The 19226-nt window shown below is 68.7% G+C and carries 15 protein-coding genes; 7 read left to right on the top strand and 8 right to left on the bottom strand.

Annotated features, from left to right (window positions below; all coding sequences use genetic code 11):
• Window positions 1–81: 81 nt before the first annotated feature.
• Both murJ and AB0L37_RS01955 read right to left on the bottom strand, forming a co-directional pair.
• The gene (gene murJ, locus AB0L37_RS01950) at window positions 82–2322 is read right to left on the bottom strand and encodes a murein biosynthesis integral membrane protein MurJ (RefSeq protein WP_365498552.1); all 2241 of its coding nucleotides are present in this window, start codon (window positions 2320–2322) and stop codon (window positions 82–84) included.
• A gap of 45 nt (window positions 2323–2367) precedes the next feature.
• The gene (locus AB0L37_RS01955) at window positions 2368–4701 is read right to left on the bottom strand and encodes a DUF6049 family protein (RefSeq protein ID WP_365498555.1); all 2334 of its coding nucleotides are present in this window, start codon (window positions 4699–4701) and stop codon (window positions 2368–2370) included.
• A gap of 221 nt (window positions 4702–4922) precedes the next feature.
• Between AB0L37_RS01955 and AB0L37_RS01960 the strand changes: the two genes are divergently transcribed.
• Window positions 4923–6371 (top strand): CCA tRNA nucleotidyltransferase, encoded by a 1449-nt coding sequence (locus tag AB0L37_RS01960; protein WP_365498558.1) that lies wholly within the window; start codon window positions 4923–4925, stop codon window positions 6369–6371.
• 95 nt (window positions 6372–6466) lie between these two features.
• Here the strand turns inward: AB0L37_RS01960 and AB0L37_RS01965 are convergent, their stop codons facing one another.
• The 3 genes from AB0L37_RS01965 to AB0L37_RS01975 form a co-directional block, all read right to left on the bottom strand.
• Window positions 6467–7723, bottom strand: coding sequence for an MFS transporter (locus tag AB0L37_RS01965; RefSeq protein ID WP_365498561.1), 1257 nt, complete (start codon window positions 7721–7723; stop codon window positions 6467–6469).
• A gap of 125 nt (window positions 7724–7848) precedes the next feature.
• The gene (locus tag AB0L37_RS01970) at window positions 7849–8931 is read right to left on the bottom strand and encodes an inositol-3-phosphate synthase (RefSeq protein ID WP_365498564.1); all 1083 of its coding nucleotides are present in this window, start codon (window positions 8929–8931) and stop codon (window positions 7849–7851) included.
• A 44-nt stretch (window positions 8932–8975) separates the two neighbouring features.
• Window positions 8976–9656 (bottom strand): helix-turn-helix transcriptional regulator, encoded by a 681-nt coding sequence (locus AB0L37_RS01975; protein ID WP_365498567.1) that lies wholly within the window; start codon window positions 9654–9656, stop codon window positions 8976–8978.
• 374 nt (window positions 9657–10030) lie between these two features.
• On the opposite strand from AB0L37_RS01975, the gene AB0L37_RS01980 reads away from it, so the two are divergent.
• On the top strand, window positions 10031–12709 hold the full coding sequence (locus AB0L37_RS01980) for a transglycosylase domain-containing protein (RefSeq protein WP_365498570.1): 2679 nt from the start codon (window positions 10031–10033) through the stop codon (window positions 12707–12709).
• 111 nt (window positions 12710–12820) lie between these two features.
• Window positions 12821–14407 (top strand): glycosyltransferase 87 family protein, encoded by a 1587-nt coding sequence (locus AB0L37_RS01985; protein WP_365498573.1) that lies wholly within the window; start codon window positions 12821–12823, stop codon window positions 14405–14407.
• A gap of 81 nt (window positions 14408–14488) precedes the next feature.
• Here AB0L37_RS01985 and AB0L37_RS01990 read toward each other — a convergent pair whose 3' ends face one another.
• The 3 genes from AB0L37_RS01990 to AB0L37_RS02000 all read right to left on the bottom strand — a co-directional run bounded on the left by AB0L37_RS01990 (window position 14489) and on the right by AB0L37_RS02000 (window position 17149).
• The gene (locus AB0L37_RS01990; protein ID WP_365498577.1) at window positions 14489–15520 is read right to left on the bottom strand and encodes an alanine racemase; all 1032 of its coding nucleotides are present in this window, start codon (window positions 15518–15520) and stop codon (window positions 14489–14491) included.
• A gap of 57 nt (window positions 15521–15577) precedes the next feature.
• The gene (gene femX, locus AB0L37_RS01995; RefSeq protein ID WP_365498580.1) at window positions 15578–16699 is read right to left on the bottom strand and encodes a peptidoglycan bridge formation glycyltransferase FemX; all 1122 of its coding nucleotides are present in this window, start codon (window positions 16697–16699) and stop codon (window positions 15578–15580) included.
• A 129-nt stretch (window positions 16700–16828) separates the two neighbouring features.
• Window positions 16829–17149, bottom strand: a complete 321-nt coding sequence (locus tag AB0L37_RS02000; RefSeq protein ID WP_365498583.1) for a hypothetical protein — start codon at window positions 17147–17149, stop codon at window positions 16829–16831.
• Window positions 17150–17437: 288 nt separating this feature from the next.
• Here AB0L37_RS02000 and rpsF point away from each other — a divergent pair, with 288 nt between their 5' ends.
• The 4 genes from rpsF (at window position 17438) to rplI (ending at window position 19162) form a co-directional block, all read left to right on the top strand.
• Window positions 17438–17728, top strand: a complete 291-nt coding sequence (gene rpsF, locus AB0L37_RS02005; protein WP_164559357.1) for a 30S ribosomal protein S6 — start codon at window positions 17438–17440, stop codon at window positions 17726–17728.
• Between the two features lie 73 nt (window positions 17729–17801).
• Entirely contained in the window at window positions 17802–18401 is a 600-nt protein-coding gene (locus AB0L37_RS02010; protein WP_365498586.1) for a single-stranded DNA-binding protein, read from the top strand.
• A 59-nt stretch (window positions 18402–18460) separates the two neighbouring features.
• A complete protein-coding gene (rpsR, locus tag AB0L37_RS02015) occupies window positions 18461–18697 on the top strand; it encodes a 30S ribosomal protein S18 (protein WP_003949403.1) in 237 nt (78 codons plus the stop codon).
• A gap of 18 nt (window positions 18698–18715) precedes the next feature.
• On the top strand, window positions 18716–19162 hold the full coding sequence (gene rplI / locus AB0L37_RS02020) for a 50S ribosomal protein L9 (protein ID WP_018529699.1): 447 nt from the start codon (window positions 18716–18718) through the stop codon (window positions 19160–19162).
• The last annotated feature ends 64 nt before the right edge of the window (window positions 19163–19226 follow it).

Genomic DNA, 19226 nt, shown 5'->3' on the forward strand with positions numbered 1-19226 from the left:
GCCAAAGCCAATTGTGCCCACAGTCCGGCGCTATGCACGACACGCGGTGGTCACCGATGGTTGCACGCACATCCGGCCGACTCAGCGGCCGAGACGTCCGCGGACCATTCCGACCATCGAATTCAGCTCCTCGATCCGCATTTTGCGCGCCGCCACATAGAAGACGCCCAGCAGCACCGCACCGCCGATGACCAGCGCCGCGATCGAACCGGCGGCCCCGTGCCCGAGCACCTTGGTGAGCGCGTACCCGATTCCGCCGCCGATGACCGCGGCCGGCACGGATGCGAGGCACAGACGTGCGTACGTACGCACCACATTCGCGCCGTCCAGGTCTCCCCCGAGCCGCTTGCGCAGGCGCCGCCAGGCGATGCCGACGCCGATCGCGTACGCGAGACCGTACGAGAACGCCATTCCGACGACCGCCCACTGAGCAGGCAGGATCGCGTAGCAGACGGCCGAGGCGGCGGCGTTGACCGCGGCGACGATGACCGTGTTGTAGAAGGGCGTCCGAGTGTCCTCGTACGCGTAGAAGCCGCGGAGCACGACGTACTGCACGGAGTACGGAATGAGGCCGAGACCGAACGCCATGAGGATGTATCCCATGGACTGGGCGGCCTCGGTGCCGCTGGAGCCGAAGAGCAGGGTGCACATCGGGACGCCGAGCGCCACGAACATAAAGGCGACGGGGACGATCGCCACGGCCGACGTGCGCAGGCCCGAGGAGATGTCGTCGCGGACCGCGCCCGGGTCGCCGTCGTGGGCGGAGCGCGAGATGCGCGGCAGCAGCGCGGCCATCACCGAGACGGTGATGATGGCCTGCGGCATGCCCCAGATCAGCTGGGCGTTCGAGTAGCCCATGATGCCGGTGCCCTTGACGGGGGACGCCTCACCGGCCGCCGTGGCGAGCTGGGTGACGACGAGGACGCCCGCCTGGTTGGCGAGCACGAACAGCACGGTCCACTTAGCGAGCTTCACGGCCTTGCCCAGGCCGTGGCCCTTCCAGTCGAAGCGCAGCCGGAACCGGAAGCCGGTCTCGCGCAGGTACGGGATCATCGCCAGCGCCTGCACGGTCAGGCCGAGCAGCGTGCCGATGCCCAGGAGCCGGACACCGTCGTCCGGGATCGTCGTCACGCCCATGCTGGTCTCGCCGGCGGTGCCGTAGACCCAGATGAACATGCCGAACGTGAAGATCATGACGATGTTGTTGAGGACCGGGGTCCACATCATCGCGCCGAACTTCCCGCGGGCGTTGAGGATCTGGCCCATGACCACGTGCACACCCATGAAGAAGATCGTGGGCAGGCAGTAGCGGGCGAAGGTGATGCCGACGCTGTTGGCGTCCGGGTCGTTGGCGACCGTGCTCGACATCAGGTGGATCAGCAGCGGCGCCGCGAACACGACGAGCGCGACGATCGCCGCGAGGGCGACCATCACGAGGGTCAGGAGACGGTTGGCATAGGCCTCGCCCCCGTCCTCGTCCTCCTTCATGGCGCGCACGAGCTGCGGTACGAAGACCGAGTTGAGGCCGCCGCCCACGGTGAGGATGTAGATCATCGTCGGCAGCGTGTATGCGACGGTCCAGGTGTCACCGAGCAGACCGGCGCCGAGCGCCGCGGTGATCACCATCGTGCGCACGAAGCCGGTCAGGCGGGAGACGAGCGTGCCCGCCGCCATCACCGCGCTCGACTTCATGAGACTGGAGGCGCGGCCGCCCTTCTTCGGCGCGGGCGCCGGGGCGGGAGCGGCCGGCGGGGGCGGCGTCAGCGGTGGGCCGAGCGCCGTGGTCGGGGTGTCGACCGGTTCGGTGGTCGGGCGGCCCCCGGTGTAGCCGGGCTGCTGGTCGCGGAAGAGGTGCGCGAACGCGTCGGGCTCGTGGTGCTCCTCGCTCGCCTGCGTCACGAGGTCGTCCACGCCCACGAACTGCGTCGTACGGGCGTCGTCGCCGTACGGCAGGTACTGGGTGGGGCCCTCCGGCTCCGGCGCGGGCGTCTGGGCCCACACCCGGGGGTCCGGCTGGTACTGGTTCGCGGGCGGCGGCGCGTACAGCGGCTGCGCCTGGTACGTGCCCGGGGGCGGCGGGGGGTGCGCGGCGCGGTCGTACAGCGCCTCGGTCACCGGGTCCTGGGCGGCCAGGTCGTTCGCCCGGTACGGGTCCTGGTCGAAGGCGTCCTGAAGGTACGCGTCCTGCTGGTACCCGTCGGAGGACGACTGGGGCGGCGGGACCTGCCCGCCGGTCCCCTGGGATCCGGCGTACGGGCGGCCGTCGCCCGAGGCAGAGCCGCCCGAGCCCTGGCCACGGTCACCGTCGTACGGCGCGTTCATGGATACCCCACCTCATCGTCCCCGGCCCACCGGCCACGACATCGCTCAACGGTCCACTCTCTCACCCGGGCCCGACGGGGCCGTGCTTTCCGAAGCGGTGTCAGCCGTCGGGTCACTCGGCTGCTGAGGAACGTCTGCCCGGGCGGTGGACGCCGACTCGTCCGCCGGCTCGTCCTGCGCCGCCGTTTCGGAGTCACCCTGGGGGGTGTCGTCGTCGGGCTTGGCGGCGGCGCGCTTGCGCTGGGTGTACATCCGGAACCCGGCCAGGACGAGCAGCAGGAAGCCGCCGGCGATGACCAGCATCACGGTCGGGGTGACCTCGGTGGCCTCGACCGTGAAGGGGACGGGGGCGCCGTAGGGGTGGCCGTCCTCGGTGAACAGCTGGGCGTAGACCTTGATCGGGCCCGTGGCCTTGGCGGTGGTGGTGAACTTCACGGACTGGCTGTGCCCGCTGGCGACCTTCACCTGCTGGTCCTGCCAGGTACCGCCGCCGATCTGGAGGCGGGTGCCGTTGTCGGAGGTGAGCCGCAGCACCAGGTGGTCGACGTCCTGCCACAGGTTGTTCTGGACCGACACCGGGATGGTGGCGCTGCGCCCGGAGAGCCGCACCGTGGACTTGTCGATCAGCGCCACCTGCTCGGTGAGCCCGGACAGGTACCCACCGACGCTGTTGCGCAGGGCGCTGGACGCCCCGGACCTGCCGCGCCAGGACGTGGACATCTCGCGGTCCATCGCGCGGCCGAACGGCGTCACCACACGGGACTCGTCGGTGAGGACGACCTTGAAGTTCTCCAGCTCGCGCTGGGTGCTCTGCATCTGCTGGAACGCCGACTCCGACAGCTCCTGCTTGCGCAGCGACTTCGGGTACGAGCGGGCCGACGGGACGCTGGTGGCGGCGCCCGGGTCGGGCTTCGCGGCGGCGGCCGCGGACAGGGTCTGGGACTGCGACCAGGTGCCCGCCTGCAAGACGTGCAGCGCCTGCGCCATGGTCTGCGCCTGGCTGGCCGTGGGCATGCGCTGCGGGGCCACCACGACGCTGCGCTGCTTGTCGGTCTGAAGGTTCAGCATCAGGCTCTGGGCCAGGAACTCCTGCACGGCGAGCGTGGAGCTCTCGGCCCGCGTCATGTCGGACCGGAAGGCGTTCGACAGCCGCGCGTCGGCGACGACGGCCGTGGCACCGCCGCCGATGGGGCGCGCGGCGGACGGCGTGTACGCGAGGTTGTCCCCCTCACGGAAGGTGTCGCTGCGCGCGATGATCTTGTCGGCGCCCGCGGACGTGGCCACCTTGACGATGTCCGGGTCCACGGCGCCCTCGGCGGGCCACGCGTAGGACGTGTCCGGCTTCATGTGGAGGATCGTGTCCACGGTCTGCACAGCGGCGTCCGTGGCGTCCTTGAGGTGGCTGAGGGAGCCGGTGACCTTCGTGCCGTTGTGCGCGAGCGAGGCGAGGTCGGGGTCGGCGAACGGCAGCGTGACGATCTTCTGGTTCCGCACGGCCGTCTGCAGGTCGCTCAGCCACTGCTTGGCCGTCGCCTGGTTCTTGCCGGACGTGAGCCGCCCGTTCGCGCCCTTGATCTTGTACGACTCCGTCATCGCGTCGACCGACGCCAGCAGGTCGGGGTCGATCACCCACGTGACGTCGAGGTCGCTGCCGAGCGCCAGCATCTGCTGGAGCCGCCCGCCGGGGCCGATCTGCTTCGCGAGACTGTCGTCGTCGAAGACGGGGGTCTGCTCCTCGTCGGCGCCGGTCTCCGCCGTGAGGTGCGTGTCGGAGATCAGCGGCCACAGGACCGTCGTCTTCGTCCTCGTGTCGGCGCCCCCGGGCTGCCAGGGCAGGAAGGTGCGCTGGATACCGAGGGTCTGCGCGTAGGGCTGAGCGGCGGTCTGTCCCATCAGGGCGACGCTGATCTGGTAGACGCCGTCGGCGTCGAGCTCCAGGGCCTCGGCCGGCACGGAGAGGGTGAAGTCGCGGGTCGCGCCGGGCGCCAGCTCGGCGACCTTCTGCGCGTACTTGCTCGCGACCTCCCTGCCGTCGGGGGCGCCGCCCGTGCCGCTCTTCGTGGCGTCCTCGATCGCGGAGCGCCCGCCGTAGGGAGCGCCCACCCGCAGGGCCACGTGGGCGTCGGTCACGGCCTGCTTGCCGTTGTTGGTGATCTTGCCGACGACGGTGAGGGTGTCGTCCTCGGTCGGCGCGCTGGGCGACAGCTTGTTCACCGCCACGTCGACCGTGCTCGTGCCGGTCGCGGAGGCGCTGGCCGCCGTCGGGGTCGCGGCCGCCGCGGGGGCGGCGGGCAGCAGCGGAAGGCTCGCCAGCAGCGGGGCGGCGGCCAGTAGGGCTCCGCTGCGCCGCAGCAGTCGGCGGGCAGGTGAGGGACTCATCCCTGGGTAGTCTGCCGCCTCGGCCACGTGCTCGTCCGTCCCTCGTCGTCGTCAGTGGTCGCAGATGTGTCCACGCATGGTAACGAGGAGCACTGTGGCTGAGTGCCTGGGTCTGCCGCACAAGATCGTGGGCCCAGGGTAGGGGGCCGCTCCTGCGGCCGTTCCGCGGCCCCGGCAAACGGTTCGGCCCGGGCCGCCCGGGCCACGTACCCTGTCCTGTTGTGCCGAACGCCAATGAAGACAACCCCAGTGCCCTGAGCCAGGTGCAGCGCCTCGCGGTCAGCGAGCTGCTGCGGGTCTCGCCTGTCGCAGACGACCTCGCCCGCCGATTCCAGGAGGCCGGGTTCTCTCTCGCCCTGGTCGGCGGCTCGGTCCGGGACGCACTGCTCGGGCGGCTCGGCAACGACCTTGACTTCACGACCGACGCCCGCCCCGAGGACGTTCTGAAGATCGTCCGCCCGTGGGCCGACGCGGTGTGGGAGGTCGGGATCGCGTTCGGCACCGTCGGCTGCCAGAAGGACGGCTACCAGATCGAGGTCACGACCTACCGGTCGGAGGCGTACGACAGGACCTCACGCAAGCCCGAGGTCTCGTACGGCGATTCGATCGAGGAGGACCTCGTCCGCCGTGACTTCACGGTCAACGCGATGGCCGTCGCGCTTCCCGGCAAGGACTTCATCGACCCGCACGGCGGCATCCGGGACCTGTCGGAGCGGGTGCTGCGCACCCCGGGCACGCCGGAGGAGTCCTTCTCCGACGACCCGCTCCGGATGATGCGGGCCGCCCGCTTCGCCGCCCAGCTGGACTTCGAGGTGGCCCCTGACGTCGTCGCCGCGATGAAGGCGATGGCCGGCCGGATCGAGATCGTCTCGGCGGAGCGCGTCCGGGACGAGCTGAACAAGCTGATCCTGTCCGCCCACCCGCGCAAGGGCCTCTCCCTGCTCGTGGACACCGGTCTCGCCGACTATGTCCTGCCCGAGCTGCCGGCCCTGCGCCTGGAGCGCGACGAGCACCACCGTCACAAGGACGTCTACGACCACACGCTGATCGTCCTCGAGCAGGCGATGGCGCTGGAGACCGACGGCCCCGACCTGACCCTGCGCCTCGCGGCGCTGCTGCACGACATCGGCAAGCCGCGCACCCGCCGCTTCGAGAAGGACGGCCGGGTCTCCTTCCACCACCACGAGGTGGTGGGCGCCAAGATGACGAAGAAGCGCATGACGGCGCTCAAGTACTCCAACGAGCTCGTGAAGGACGTCTCGCGCCTCGTCGAGCTGCATCTGCGCTTCCACGGGTACGGCACCGGCGAGTGGACGGACTCCGCCGTACGCCGCTATGTGCGGGACGCGGGGCCCCTGCTGAGCCGGCTGCACAAGCTGACCCGCTCCGACTGCACGACCCGCAACAAGCGCAAGGCCAACGCCCTGTCGCGTGCCTACGACGGGCTTGAGGAGCGGATCGCGCGGCTTCAGGAGCAGGAGGAGCTCGACTCGATCCGTCCCGACCTCGACGGCAACCAGATCATGGAGATCCTGGATGTCAGGCCGGGGCCGGTGATCGGCCAGGCGTACAAGTTCCTCCTGGAGCTGCGCCTGGAGAACGGCCCGATGGAGCACGACGCGGCGGTGGCAGCGCTCAAGGAGTGGTGGGCCGAGAGCGCGCAGGACTGACGCGCATGCCATGACTCGGGGCTCTGTTTCACGTGAAACAGAGCCCCGAGTCATGTGTGGAGGACGGCGATGTTTCACGTGAAACATCGCGGCGCTCACTGTCGCCGCGAGCGGGACATCGCCAGTGCGACCGCCCCGTAGAGGGCCGCGACAAGGATCACGAGGGGGACCGAGCGGCCGTCGGTCGGCAGCATCAGTGCGGCCACGCCGGCGGCGCCGACGAACGCGACGTTGAAGAGGACGTCGTAGACGGAGAAGATCCGACCGCGGAAGCCGTCCTCCACCGCGGACTGGATGACGGTGTCCGTGGCGATCTTCGCGCCCTGGGTGGTGAGGCCCAGAACGAACGCCGCCACCAGTATCGGCGTGGGCTCGAAGGTGAGGCCGAGTGCGAGTTCCAGGACGGCCGCGAACCCGGCGCAGAGCATGATCCAGCCGCCCGCGCCGAAGCGGCCCACGCCCGTCGGAGTGATGACGGCCGAGACGAAGAAGCCCGCACCGGAGATGCCGACCGCGAGGCCGAGCAGGGCCAGGCCCTCGGACTCCGTGGACGACCACGCGTACCGGCACAGCATGAGCACCATGACGAGCAGGGCGCCGTAACAGAACCGCATGACCGTCATGGCTGCCAGAGCACGCGCCGCGGCCGGGCGGGAGACCAGGTGGCGTACACCGGAGAGCAGGTCCCGTGCGGTGCCGGAGAGAGCGGTGCCCAGGCGTGGCTGGACCAACTCCGGGTCGGGACCGAGGAGTTGTACGTCCATGCGCAGGGAGGCGAGTGCCGCACAGAGGTAGAGGGCCGCCCCGAGCAGCACGACCGCGGCGTCCGAGTCCGAGGCGACGATGCGCACGCCGAAGGCGAGGCCGCCGCCCAGCGTGGCGGCGAGGGTGCCCGCGGTCGGGGAGAGGGAGTTGGCCATGACGAGCCGGTCGGCGTCGACGACGCGGGGCAGCGCGGCCGAGAGCCCGGAGAGCACGAACCGGTTGACCGCGGTGACGCACAGGGCGGACGCGTAGAAGAGCCAGTCCGGAGCGTGGGACAGCATCAGGACGGCCGTCGCGGACGCGAGGAGCACCCGCAGCAGGTTGCCGTAGAGGAAGACCTGGCGGCGGCGCCAGCGGTCGAGCAGGACGCCGGCGAACGGACCCACGAGCGAGTAGGGAAGCAGCAGCACCGCCATCGCGGAGGCGATCGCGGCGGGTGACGTCTGCTTCTCCGGGGAGAAGACGACGTACGTGGCGAGGGCGACCTGGTACACGCCGTCCGCGCCCTGGGACAGCAGCCGCAGCGTGAGCAGGCGCCGGAAGTCGCGCAGGCGCAGCAGTACGCGCAGGTCACGGACGACAGCCATGGGGCACAGCCTCACATACGAGCGAGGCCCCCGGCCGCACGACGTGTGCGAACCGGGGGCCTCGACAGCCCTCAGGAAGCGGATGTTTCACGTGAAACAGCGAAGCAGCCGCCCATCGGGTCGGGTCAGCGCTCGACCTCGCCCTTGATGAACTTCTCGACGTTCTCGTAGGCCTCGTCGTCGAAGTACTGCACCGGCGGGGACTTCATGAAGTACGAGGACGCGGAGAGGATCGGGCCACCGATGCCGCGGTCCTTGGCGATCTTCGCGGCGCGCAGGGCGTCGATGATGACACCGGCCGAGTTCGGGGAGTCCCAGACCTCGAGCTTGTACTCCAGGTTCAGCGGAACCTCACCGAAGGCACGACCCTCGAGGCGGACGTACGCCCACTTGCGGTCGTCGAGCCACGCGACGTAGTCCGACGGGCCGATGTGGACGTTCTTCTCGCCCAGCTCACGGTCGCGGATCTGCGAGGTGACGGCCTGCGTCTTCGAGATCTTCTTCGACTCGAGGCGGTCGCGCTCGAGCATGTTCTTGAAGTCCATGTTGCCGCCGACGTTGAGCTGCATGGTGCGCTCAAGACGGACACCGCGGTCCTCGAACAGCTTCGCCATCACACGGTGCGTGATGGTGGCGCCGACCTGCGACTTGATGTCGTCGCCGACGATCGGGACGCCCGCCTCGGTGAACTTGTCCGCCCACTCCTTGGTGCCGGCGATGAAGACCGGAAGAGCGTTGACGAACGCGACCTTGGCGTCGATGGCGCACTGCGCGTAGAACTTCGCCGCGTCCTCGGAGCCCACGGGCAGGTAGCAGACGAGAACGTCGACCTGCTTGTCCTTGAGGATCTGGACGACGTCGACGGGGGCCTCGGAGGACTCCTCGATCGTCTCGCGGTAGTACTTGCCCAGACCGTCGAGCGTGTGACCACGCTGGACCTGGACGCCCGTGTTCGGGACGTCGCAGATCTTGATGGTGTTGTTCTCGGAGGCGCCGATGGCGTCCGCGAGGTCGAGGCCGACCTTCTTCGCGTCGACGTCGAACGCGGCGACGAACTCGACGTCGCCGACGTGGTACTCGCCGAACTGGACGTGCATCAGACCGGGGACCTTGGCCTCCGGGTCAGCGTCCTTGTAGAACTCGACGCCCTGAACCAGCGAGGCGGCGCAGTTGCCCACGCCGACGATGGCTACGCGAACCGAACCCATTCCGGTTGCTCCCTGTGTGTACTCGGTGAAGCCCTGACCGGGCTTCACGTGGCGGTGTCGTCGGACGGATCCGGCCGGGTGCTGTCCCGGTGCCGGGGCAGGCCGCCCGTCTCTCCAGATGTGTCCTGCTGAGCCGCGCCGTCCGGGCCTGAGCTCCGTTGGTCGCGGCCCGCGCGCTCGCTCTCGATGAGCTCGTTCAGCCAGCGCACTTCGCGCTCCACGGACTCCATGCCGTGCCGCTGAAGCTCGAGCGTGTAGTCGTCGAGGCGCTCCCGGGTGCGGGCGAAGGAGAGGCGCATCTTCTCCAGACGCTCCTCCAGCCGGCTGCGACGGCCCTCGAGAACGCGCATTCGCACGTCGCGCGACGTCTGCCCGAAAAAGGCGAATCGCGCGGCGAAGTGCTCGTCCTCATAAGCATCGGGGCCGGTCTGCGAGAGCAGGTCCTCGAAGTGCTCCTTACCTTCCGCCGTCAACCGGTAGACGATTTTGGCGCGACGCCCTGCGAGTGGAGCGGCAGGAGCGTCGGCGGGACCTGTGCCCGGTTCCTCGATCAACCAGCCATTGGCGACCAGCGTCTTGAGGCAGGGGTACAGCGTCCCGTAGCTGAAGGCGCGGAAGACCCCCAGCGACGTATTGAGTCGTTTGCGCAGCTCATAGCCGTGCATCGGGGACTCGCGGAGCAGGCCGAGTACGGCGAACTCAAGGATGCCGGAGCGCCGACTCATGATCGCCTCCTCACTGTCGCGGGCCCGTGTATCGACTCTTTATGTCGTGCTGATGTATCGGCTCGATACATCTCGACGATAGAACGACCCTGCGACGGCGACAAGAGGGATCACGGTGAACGGCGTCACATCACCGATTCGTAGGAAGCAACTTGCCTGATTTGGGGTGAACTTCGGCCCTAGGTGGGTTTTGACGGTGCGTAGTCTGTCCGCCATGCAAAACACCGGGAACCAAGTGACGCGTGGGGGCGTCGTCGTCCCTGGTGCAGTGCGGGTGAGTGCCGGAAGAGGCGCATCCGTATGTCGGGGGGACCGGAAACCAGACGCCGTTTCCAGGCGCGCGATGCCGCGCCTGCCCGAGGAGTAGTCGTTCGATGAGCGAGCACCGTCGCAAGCCGCCGCAGCCGCAGGGCGGCGGGCGCGCCGCGGCCCGTCGCGGAGCGTCCGGAGCACCGTCGGGCCGCCGTGCGGCCCCGCGCGGCAGCACCGGATCGCCGTCCGATTCCTACGGCGCCCCGAGGTCATCGGGCTCGTACGGCAATGCGGGCGAGGACAGTCAGTGGGGAGGCCGGGCGGAAGCACGCCGGGCCTCCCAGCGCGGTACCGGGAGCAGGCGCAGGGCTCCCGACGGCGGCGCCGGACGTGGCGGTGCCGGTGGCGGCGGCCGTCGCGGCGGCGGTCCCGGCGGGCCGAACGGTCCCGGGCGCGGCAGAGGCCGTCCGGAGAAGAAGAGGTTCATCGACTACCCGCGCTCCGGCAAGTACGGGCTCGCCCGTTTCGTGCCGTCGTGGAAGCAGGTCGTCGGCACGTGCTTCGGCTTCATGCTCCTGGGGATAGGAGCATTCGGCATCGGCCTGTTGATCGTGTCGGTACCGGTCGAGGCGGAGGCCGCCCAGGCCCAGTCGAACGTCTTCTACTGGGACGACGGCACGCAGATGGCGGCCACGGGCGGTCAGCAGAACCGTCAGATCGTCGACCTCGCGGACATCCCGAAGTCCATGCGGAACGCGATCATCTCCGCCGAGAACGCCTCGTTCTACGACGACTCGGGCGTCGACCCGATGGGTATCGCGCGCGCCATGTTCAACATGGCGAAGGGCGGCGAGACCCAGGGCGGTTCGACCATCACCCAGCAGTACGTGAAGAACGCGATGCTGGACGACCAGTCCCAGTCGATCTCCCGTAAGGCCAAGGAGCTCTTCATCTCGGTGAAGGTGGGCGCCACGGTCGACAAGGACGACATCCTCCAGGGCTACCTCAACACCGCGTACTTCGGCCGCAACGCCTACGGCATCCAGGCCGCCGCGCGCGCCTACTTCGATGTAGACGCCAAGAAGCTCACGGAGGAGCAGAGCATCTTCCTGGCGGCGGTCCTCAAGGGCCCGAACCTCTACAACCCCGACGGCGGCATCGGCTCGAACGCGACGTCGCAGCTCAACACCGAGCGCGCCAAGGGGCGCTGGAAGTGGATCGCCGACCGCGAGGTCGAGGTCGGGAACATGACTCAGGCGAAGCGCGACAGCCTCAAGGGCTTCCCTGCGTTCAAGAAGCAGAAGTCCGCGCTCTCCGGGCAGACGGGCTACCTGGTGGACATCGCCAAGGACTACGTCACCAAGAAGAGCCACATCTCGCCCGAGGACCTGGAAAAGGGCGGCTACAAGATCTACACGACCTTCAACAAGCAGAAGGTCGAAGAGCTTGAGAAGTCGGTCAAGGCCACCGAGAAGAGCTTCCTGGACCCGAAGCACCGCGCCAAGGACAAGTACGTCCAGTTCGGCGCCGGTTCGGTGGAGCCGGACACTGGCAAGATCGTGGCCCTGTACGGCGGTGCCGGCTACGACAAGGACCACTACACGAACAACGCGAACACGGTGGGTGTCCCGGTCGGTTCGACGTGGAAGCCGATCGTCCTGGCCTCTGCGATGGAGTACGGGACGAACAAGTCGGACAACGAAGGCATCTCGCCGCTGAGCCGGTACAACGGCAACGACCTCGCCATCATCAAGGACCGCAACGGCGAGCCCATCCGCGCCGCCGACGGGACCCCGTTCCGTCAGAAGAACGAGGGCGAGAAGGCCTGGGGCAACGTCACGCTCCGCAAGGCGATGGAGCAGTCGATCAACACGCCGTTCGTGCAGCTCGGCATCGACGTAGGCCTCGACAAGACGCGCACGATGGCCGAGAAGATGGGCATCCTCAAGTCGAGCTTCGACTCGGGGAACCTGGGCAACGCCTCCTTCTCGCTGGGTACGTCCACGCCGAGCGCCATCCGCATGGCCGACGCGTACGGGTCCTTCGCCACGTCGGGGGAGCACACCGAGCCGTACTCCGTGACCAAGGTGGTCAACAAGGAGGGCACCGAGCTCCGCGGCTTCGAGGCGCCCAAGCCGACCCGCGCCATGAAGGCGTCGGTGGCGGACAACGTCACCGACGTGCTCCAGAACGTGGTGAAGAACGGTACGGGTAAGAAGGTCGCCGACATCGGCTTCCCCGTCGCCGGCAAGACCGGTACCACGGACAAGAACAAGTCCGCCTGGTTCGTGGGCTACACGCCGGAACTCTCCACCGCCGTCACGCTGTTCCGTACCGACCCCCGGTCGAACGGCAAGGAGCTTCTCTCCATGAACGGCACCGGCGGTGTCGAGTCCATCCACGGTGGTGACATCCCGGCGCAGATCTGGAAGGACTACATGGCGGCCGCGCTCAAGGACGTGGACCATGGGGACTTCCCCGAGCCGGAGAAGATCGGCACGATCGTCGGCAACACCCCCAGCCCGACGCCCACGCCGTCCGCCACGCCGTCCCCGAGCGACACCGCCACGGCGACCCCGTCGCCCAGCAAGACCCCGCCGGGCCATCAGTCCCCGTCGCCCAGCGAGTCGTGCAGCCAGTGGGACTGGAACTGCAACAACAACGGTGGAGCGACCGGCGGCACCGACACCGGGGGAACGACCGACGGCGGGGTGACCTCATCGCCGACGGCGAGTCCCACCGATGAGACCGGAAATACCAAGGGGAACGGCAACGGTGGCTTCTTCGGAGGCACCGGCTAGCCGCAACTCAGCGTGTTTCACGTGAAACACTCCGTGTTTCACGTGAGGCGAGGGCCGTCGCACCGACCGGGTGCGGCGGCCCTCGCCCCGTTCTCAGCTCCGTACGGCAGGATGTGCGGCATGCCCAGTGCAGAGACGACGCATGTGAACCCGCAACAGCCGGAGCTGGTGAGACCGACCACGGAAGACGAGGTCGCCGCGGTCGGCAGCGAGTTCATCGGTGGGCCGGTGGGGCGGCGGGCGCTGCTGGGCCGCTCCTGGTGGACCCCCGTCCGCGTCATCGCGCTCGTCATGCTCGGCATGTTCGCGCTCGGCATGGTGCAGAAATTCCCCTGCTACGACGGCGCCTGGTTCTACGGGGCGAGTTCGCAGTACACCCACGCCTGCTACTCGGACATCCCGCACCTCTACCAGGGGCGCGGTTTCGCCGACGGACTCGTGCCCTACTTCGACAAGCTGTCCGGCGACATGGACTACCTCGAATACCCGGTCCTCACCGGTGTGTTCATGGAAGTCGCCGCGTGGCTGACGCCCGGCAGCGGGACCATCCAGCACCAGGAGCAGGTCTACTGGATGGTCAACGCGGGGATGCTGATGATCTGCGCCGTGATCATCGCGGTCTGCGTCACCCGCACCCACCGCAGGCGGCCCTGGGACGGCCTCCTGGTGGCGCTCGCGCCCGCGTTCGCGCTGACGGCCACGATCAACTGGGACCTCTTCGCCGTGGCCCTCACCGCGGCCGCGATGCTGATGTGGTCCCGCGGACGTGCCCTCGCCTTCGGCGTGCTGCTGGGGCTCGCGACCGCCGCCAAGCTCTACCCCGTGCTCATCCTCGGCCCGCTGTTCGTGCTGTGCTGGCGGGCCGGGAAGTGGCGGGCGTTCGGTACGGCGCTGCTCGGCGCGGCCGGCTCGTGGCTGATCGTGAACCTGCCGGTGATGCTGCTCGCACCCGAGGGCTGGTCGAAGTTCTACACGTTCAGCCAGGAACGCGGCGTCGACTTCGGCTCCTTCTGGCTGATCATCTCGCAGCACATGGACACACCGCTCGACACCGATGTGGTCAACACGCTGGCCACGGCCCTGATGGTGCTGTCCTGTCTGGGTGTCGCCGCCCTGACGCTGACCGCGCCGCGCAGGCCGCGCTTCGCGCAGCTCGCGTTCCTGGTGGTCGCCGCCTTCATCCTCACCAACAAGGTCTACTCGCCGCAGTACGTGCTGTGGCTGATCCCGCTCGCCGCCCTGGCGCGGCCGAAGTGGCGGGACTTCCTGATCTGGCAGGCGTGCGAGGTCGCGTACTTCCTGGGGATCTGGCTGTACCTCGCGTACACGACCAGCGGCGACAAGCACCAGGGCCTGCCGACCGAGGGCTATCAACTGGCCATCGCCGTCCACCTCTTGGGGACGCTGTACCTGTGCGCGGTCGTCGTGCGCGACATCTGGCTGCCCGAGCGCGACGTCGTACGACGCGCGGGGGACGACGATCCGTCGGGCGGTGTCCTGGACGGCGCCGGGGACCGCTTCGTCGTCGGTCACGCGGCCCTCGCGCCGTGGCACCTCGAACAGGGCCAGGAGCACGACGGGCAGCCGCCCACCGTGGACTGGGGCAAGGCGCCCTACGAGCAGTCGTACGAGCAGTCGCACGGCCGGGCGCCGCATGACGCGGACCCCGACGACACCAACCCCTACCGCGCCCCCTGAGCGAGCTCACCAGGGCGCATAAAGGCCGGGCACCCCATCGGGTGGCCGGCCTTTCGCGTACGTACGTGTGCCCGGAGGCGCTCAGCGGTCCACGAGCCGGTCGAACTGCGTGGTCGTGTGCCGCAGATGGGCCACCAGCTCCTCGCCGACCTTCGGCTCGGGGGCGTCCGACGGCACGAAGAGGATCGAGACCTGCATGTGCGGCGGCTCGGCGAACCACCGCTGCTTACCGGCCCAGACGTACGGCGCCAGGTTCCGGTTCACCGTGGCGAGGCCGGCCCGGGCGACGCCCTTGGCGCGCGGCATGACGCCGTGCAGCGCCTTCGGGGCCTCCAGTCCCACGCCGTGCGACGTACCGCCCGCCACGACCACCAGCCAGCCGTCGGAGGCGGCCTTCTGCTGGCGGTAGCCGAACCGGTCGCCCTTGGCGACGCGCGTGACGTCCAGGACGGCGCCGCGGTACTCGGTCGCCTCGTGGTCGCCCAGCCACAGCCGCGTGCCGATCCGCGCGCGGAAGCGGGTCTGCGGGAACTGCTGCTGCAGGCGCGCCAGTTCCTCGGCCTTCAGGTGGCTGACGAACATCGTGTGGAGCGGCAGACGAGCGGCACGCAGCCGGTCCATCCAGCCGATGACCTCCTCGACGGCGTCCGAGCCGTCGGTGCGGTCGAGCGGCAGGTGGATCGCGAAGCCCTCCAGGCGCACGTCCTGGATCGCGTGGGCGAGCTGCGGCAGATCCTGCTCGCTGACGCCGTGCCGCTTCATCGAGGACATGACCTCGACGACGACGCGGGCGCCCACGAGGCCGTGCACGCCGTCCACGGAGGAGACGGAGCGGATGACGCGGTCGGGCAGCGGAACCGGCTCCTCGCCGCGCCGGAACGGGGTCAGGACCAGCAGGTCACCGCTGAACCAGTCCTTGATCCGGGCGGCTTCGTACGTGGTCCCGACGGCGAGGACGTCCGACCCCATACGGGTCGCCTCCTCGGCGAGGCGTTCGTGGCCGAAGCCGTAGCCGTTGCCCTTGCACACGGGGACCAGCCCCGGAAACTGCTCGAGCACGTGCTTGTGGTGTGCCCGCCAGCGCGCGGTGTCGACGTAGAGCGTGAGCGCCATGGCCGGTCCCGGAACCTTTCGTGAGGAGTACGGAGCTACGTGAATTGTGCCGGGTGGTCAGCGGCGCGACATGTAGATGTCGAGCGCCTTGTGGAGCAGCTTGTTGAGCGGGAAGTCCCACTCGCCGAGGTACTCGGCCGCCTGGCCGCCCGTGCCGACCTTGAACTGGATCAGACCGAAGAGGTGGTCCGTCTCGTCCAGCGAGTCGGAGATGCCGCGCAGGTCGTAGACGGTGGCGCCGAGCGCGTACGCGTCGCGCAGCATCCGCCACTGCATCGCGTTCGAGGGGCGGACCTCGCGGCCGATGTTGTCGGAGGCGCCGTACGAGTACCAGACGTGACCGCCGACGACGAGCATCGTCGCGGCCGACAGGTTCACGCCGTTGTGACGGGCGAAGTAGAGCCGCATGCGGTTGGGGTCCTCGGTGTTGAGGGCCGTCCACATGCGCTGGAAGTACGAGAGCGGGCGCGGCCGGAAGTGGTCGCGCGTGGCCGTGATCTCGTACAGGCGCTGCCACTCCTCGAGGTCCTGGTAGCCGCCCTGGACGACCTCGACACCGGCCTTCTCGGCCTTCTTGATGTTGCGGCGCCACAGCTGGTTGAAGTTCTTGTGGACCTCTTCCAGGGAGCGGTTCGCGAGCGGCACCTGGTAGACGTAGCGCGGCTGGACGTCACCGAAGCCGGCGCCGCCGTCCTCGCCCTGCTGCCAGCCCATGCGGCGCAGCTTGTCCGCGACCTCGAAGGCGCGCGGCTCGATGAAGTCCGCCTCGATGTCGCGCAGGCGCTTCACATCCGGGTCCTGGATGCCCTTCTTGATGGAAGGGGCCTCCCAGCGGCGGATGATGACCGGCGGGCCCATCTTCACGGAGAAGGCGCCCTGCGCCTTCAGATGCGCGAGCATCGGGCGCAGCCACTCTTCGAGGTTCGGCGCGTACCAGTTGATGACCGGGCCCTCGGGCAGGTACGCGAGATAGCGCTTGATCTTGGGCAGCTGGCGGTACAGGACGAGGCCCGCGCCGACCATCTCGCCGGTCTTGTCGTCGAACCAGCCCATGTTCTCGGAGCGCCACTCCGCCTTCACGTCTGCCCATGCGGGGACCTGCATGTGGCTGGCCGACGGCAGGCTCTGGATGTATGCCAGATGCTGCTCTCGGCTGATGGTCCGCAGGGTCAGGCTCATTCGGGGCGCTCCTCGGGCTGGTGTGTCCCCATGGGTACAGGGGCTCCGGCTCTCGCGCCGAAGCCTACTGCGCCCTGTGAGCGCCCCGACTGGCCGTATGGAAGGTCGGCCCCTTCCGGTGGTCGGACGTCAGCCGATGACCCCGCCGAAGAGGCCTCCGTGGGCCATGCCGATGAAGAAGCCGACGGCCGAGGCGCCGAGGCCCAGGATCAGCCCGAAGCGCTCGCGGGTCGTCTCCGAGACGAACTGGCCGTACGCCCCGGTCAGGATTCCCACCAGGCCCGTCCACGAGCTGAGGAGATGGAGCCCGGTCCAGAGCGACGAGATGATCGCGATCGCCCCGAGGACCACGGTCACCGCGAGCAGGGTGTCCGGGAGCGGATGGGACTTCCCGTCCGAGGCGAAGAGAGAGCCGGCTGTGGTGCTGTTCGGTCGCATTGCTTGTGCCATGAGGGCACCTCCTGCGGAAGGCGGCGCATCGTAGCGCCATACACACCCGATGTGTACAGACTGCGGCTGTCCACTGTCGGATTTCAACCGGAAGCCGAGGTGCGGGTAGTCTGTACCGTCTGCATCGGTGTCTGCCCACGTCCCGGCAAGGGATGGATACCCACTGATCTGCAAGGTTCTCCTCGCGAGACCCGATTGTCAGTGGTGGCCGATACCGTTGCTCACGCATAACAACCCTCCTGCCACGGAACGACCGTGGCCGCTGAGTCCAAAGGAGGTGGGTTCCACATGCGTCACTACGAAGTGATGGTCATCCTCGACCCCGATCTGGAGGAGCGCGCCGTCGCCCCCCTGATCGAGAACTTCATGTCTGTCGTCCGTGAGGGCAACGGCAAGGTGGAGAAGGTCGACACCTGGGGCCGTCGTCGTCTCTCGTACGAGATCAAGAAGAAGCCCGAGGGCATCTACTCGGTCATCGACCTGCAGGCCGAGCCTGCGGTCGTCAAGGAGCTCGACCGCCAGATGAACCTGAACGAGTCGGTCCTCCGGACCAAGGTCCTCCGCCCCGAGACCCACTGAACTTCCTAGTTCAGCGGTATCGGGATTCGAGTAGCAGCAAGCAGTCCGCAGCAAACCCGCCGAGAGGTACCCCATGGCAGGCGAGACCGTCATCACGGTCGTCGGCAATCTTGTCGACGATCCCGAGCTGCGCTTCACCCCCTCCGGTGCGGCGGTCGCGAAGTTCCGTGTCGCGTCCACTCCCCGCACCTTCGACCGGCAGACCAACGAGTGGAAGGACGGCGAGAGCCTGTTCCTGACCTGCTCGGTCTGGCGTCAGGCGGCGGAGAACGTCGCGGAGTCGCTCCAGCGAGGCATGCGCGTCATCGTGCAGGGCCGGCTGAAGCAGCGGTCCTACGAGGACCGTGAGGGCGTCAAGCGCACGGTCTACGAGCTGGACGTCGAGGAAGTCGGCGCCAGCCTGAAGAGCGCCACGGCCAAGGTCACCAAGACCAGTGGTCGCGGTGCCCAGGGTGGTGGCTTCGGCGGCGGCGGTGGCGGCCAGCAGGGCGGCGGCTGGGGCGGTGGCTCCGGCGGCGGTCAGCAGCAGGGTGGCGGCGGTGCTCCCGCCGACGACCCCTGGGCGACCGGTGCGCCGGCCGGCGGCGGCCAGCAGCAGGGCGGCGGCGGTGGCGGCTGGGGCGGAAGCTCCGGCGGCTCCGGCGGCGGCTACTCGGACGAGCCCCCCTTCTAGGGATCACTCCCTCGGGGCCGGGCTCACCCCACACTTCTTGATCACACAGGAGAAACACCATGGCGAAGCCGCCTGTGCGCAAGCCTAAGAAGAAGGTCTGCGCTTTCTGCAAGGACAAGGTCACGTACGTGGACTACAAGGACACGAACATGCTGCGGAAGTTCATTTCCGACCGCGGCAAGATCCGTGCCCGCCGCGTGACCGGCAACTGCACGCAGCACCAGCGTGACGTCGCCACGGCCGTCAAGAACAGCCGTGAGATGGCGCTGCTGCCCTACACGTCCACCGCGCGATAAGGGAAGGGTGACCGAAAGATGAAGATCATCCTCACCCACGAGGTCTCCGGCCTCGGCACCGCCGGCGACGTCGTCGACGTCAAGGACGGGTACGCCCGCAACTACCTGGTCCCGCGTGGCTTTGCCATCCGCTGGACCAAGGGTGGCGAGCAGGACGTGGCGCAGATCCGCCGCGCCCGCAAGATCCACGAGATCGCGACCATCGAGCAGGCCAACGAGATCAAGGCCAAGCTCGAGGGCACGAAGGTCCGTCTGGCCGTCCGCTCCGGCGACGCCGGTCGTCTCTTCGGTTCCGTCACGCAGGCCGACGTCGCTTCGGCGATCGAGACCGCCGGCGGCCCGAAGGTCGACAAGCGCCGCGTCGAGCTGGGCTCGCCGATCAAGACGCTGGGCGCCCACGAGGCGACCGTGCGTCTGCACCCCGAGGTTGCCGCCAAGGTCAACGTCGAGGTCGTCGCTGCCTGAGCACTGCCCTGAGCAGCGCTGAAGCGAATGTGGGGCCGCACCCTTCGGGGTGCGGCCCCACATG

The organism is Streptomyces sp. NPDC052225, from assembly GCF_040679615.1.
In the GTDB taxonomy this organism is placed as follows: Bacteria; Actinomycetota; Actinomycetes; order Streptomycetales; family Streptomycetaceae; genus Streptomyces.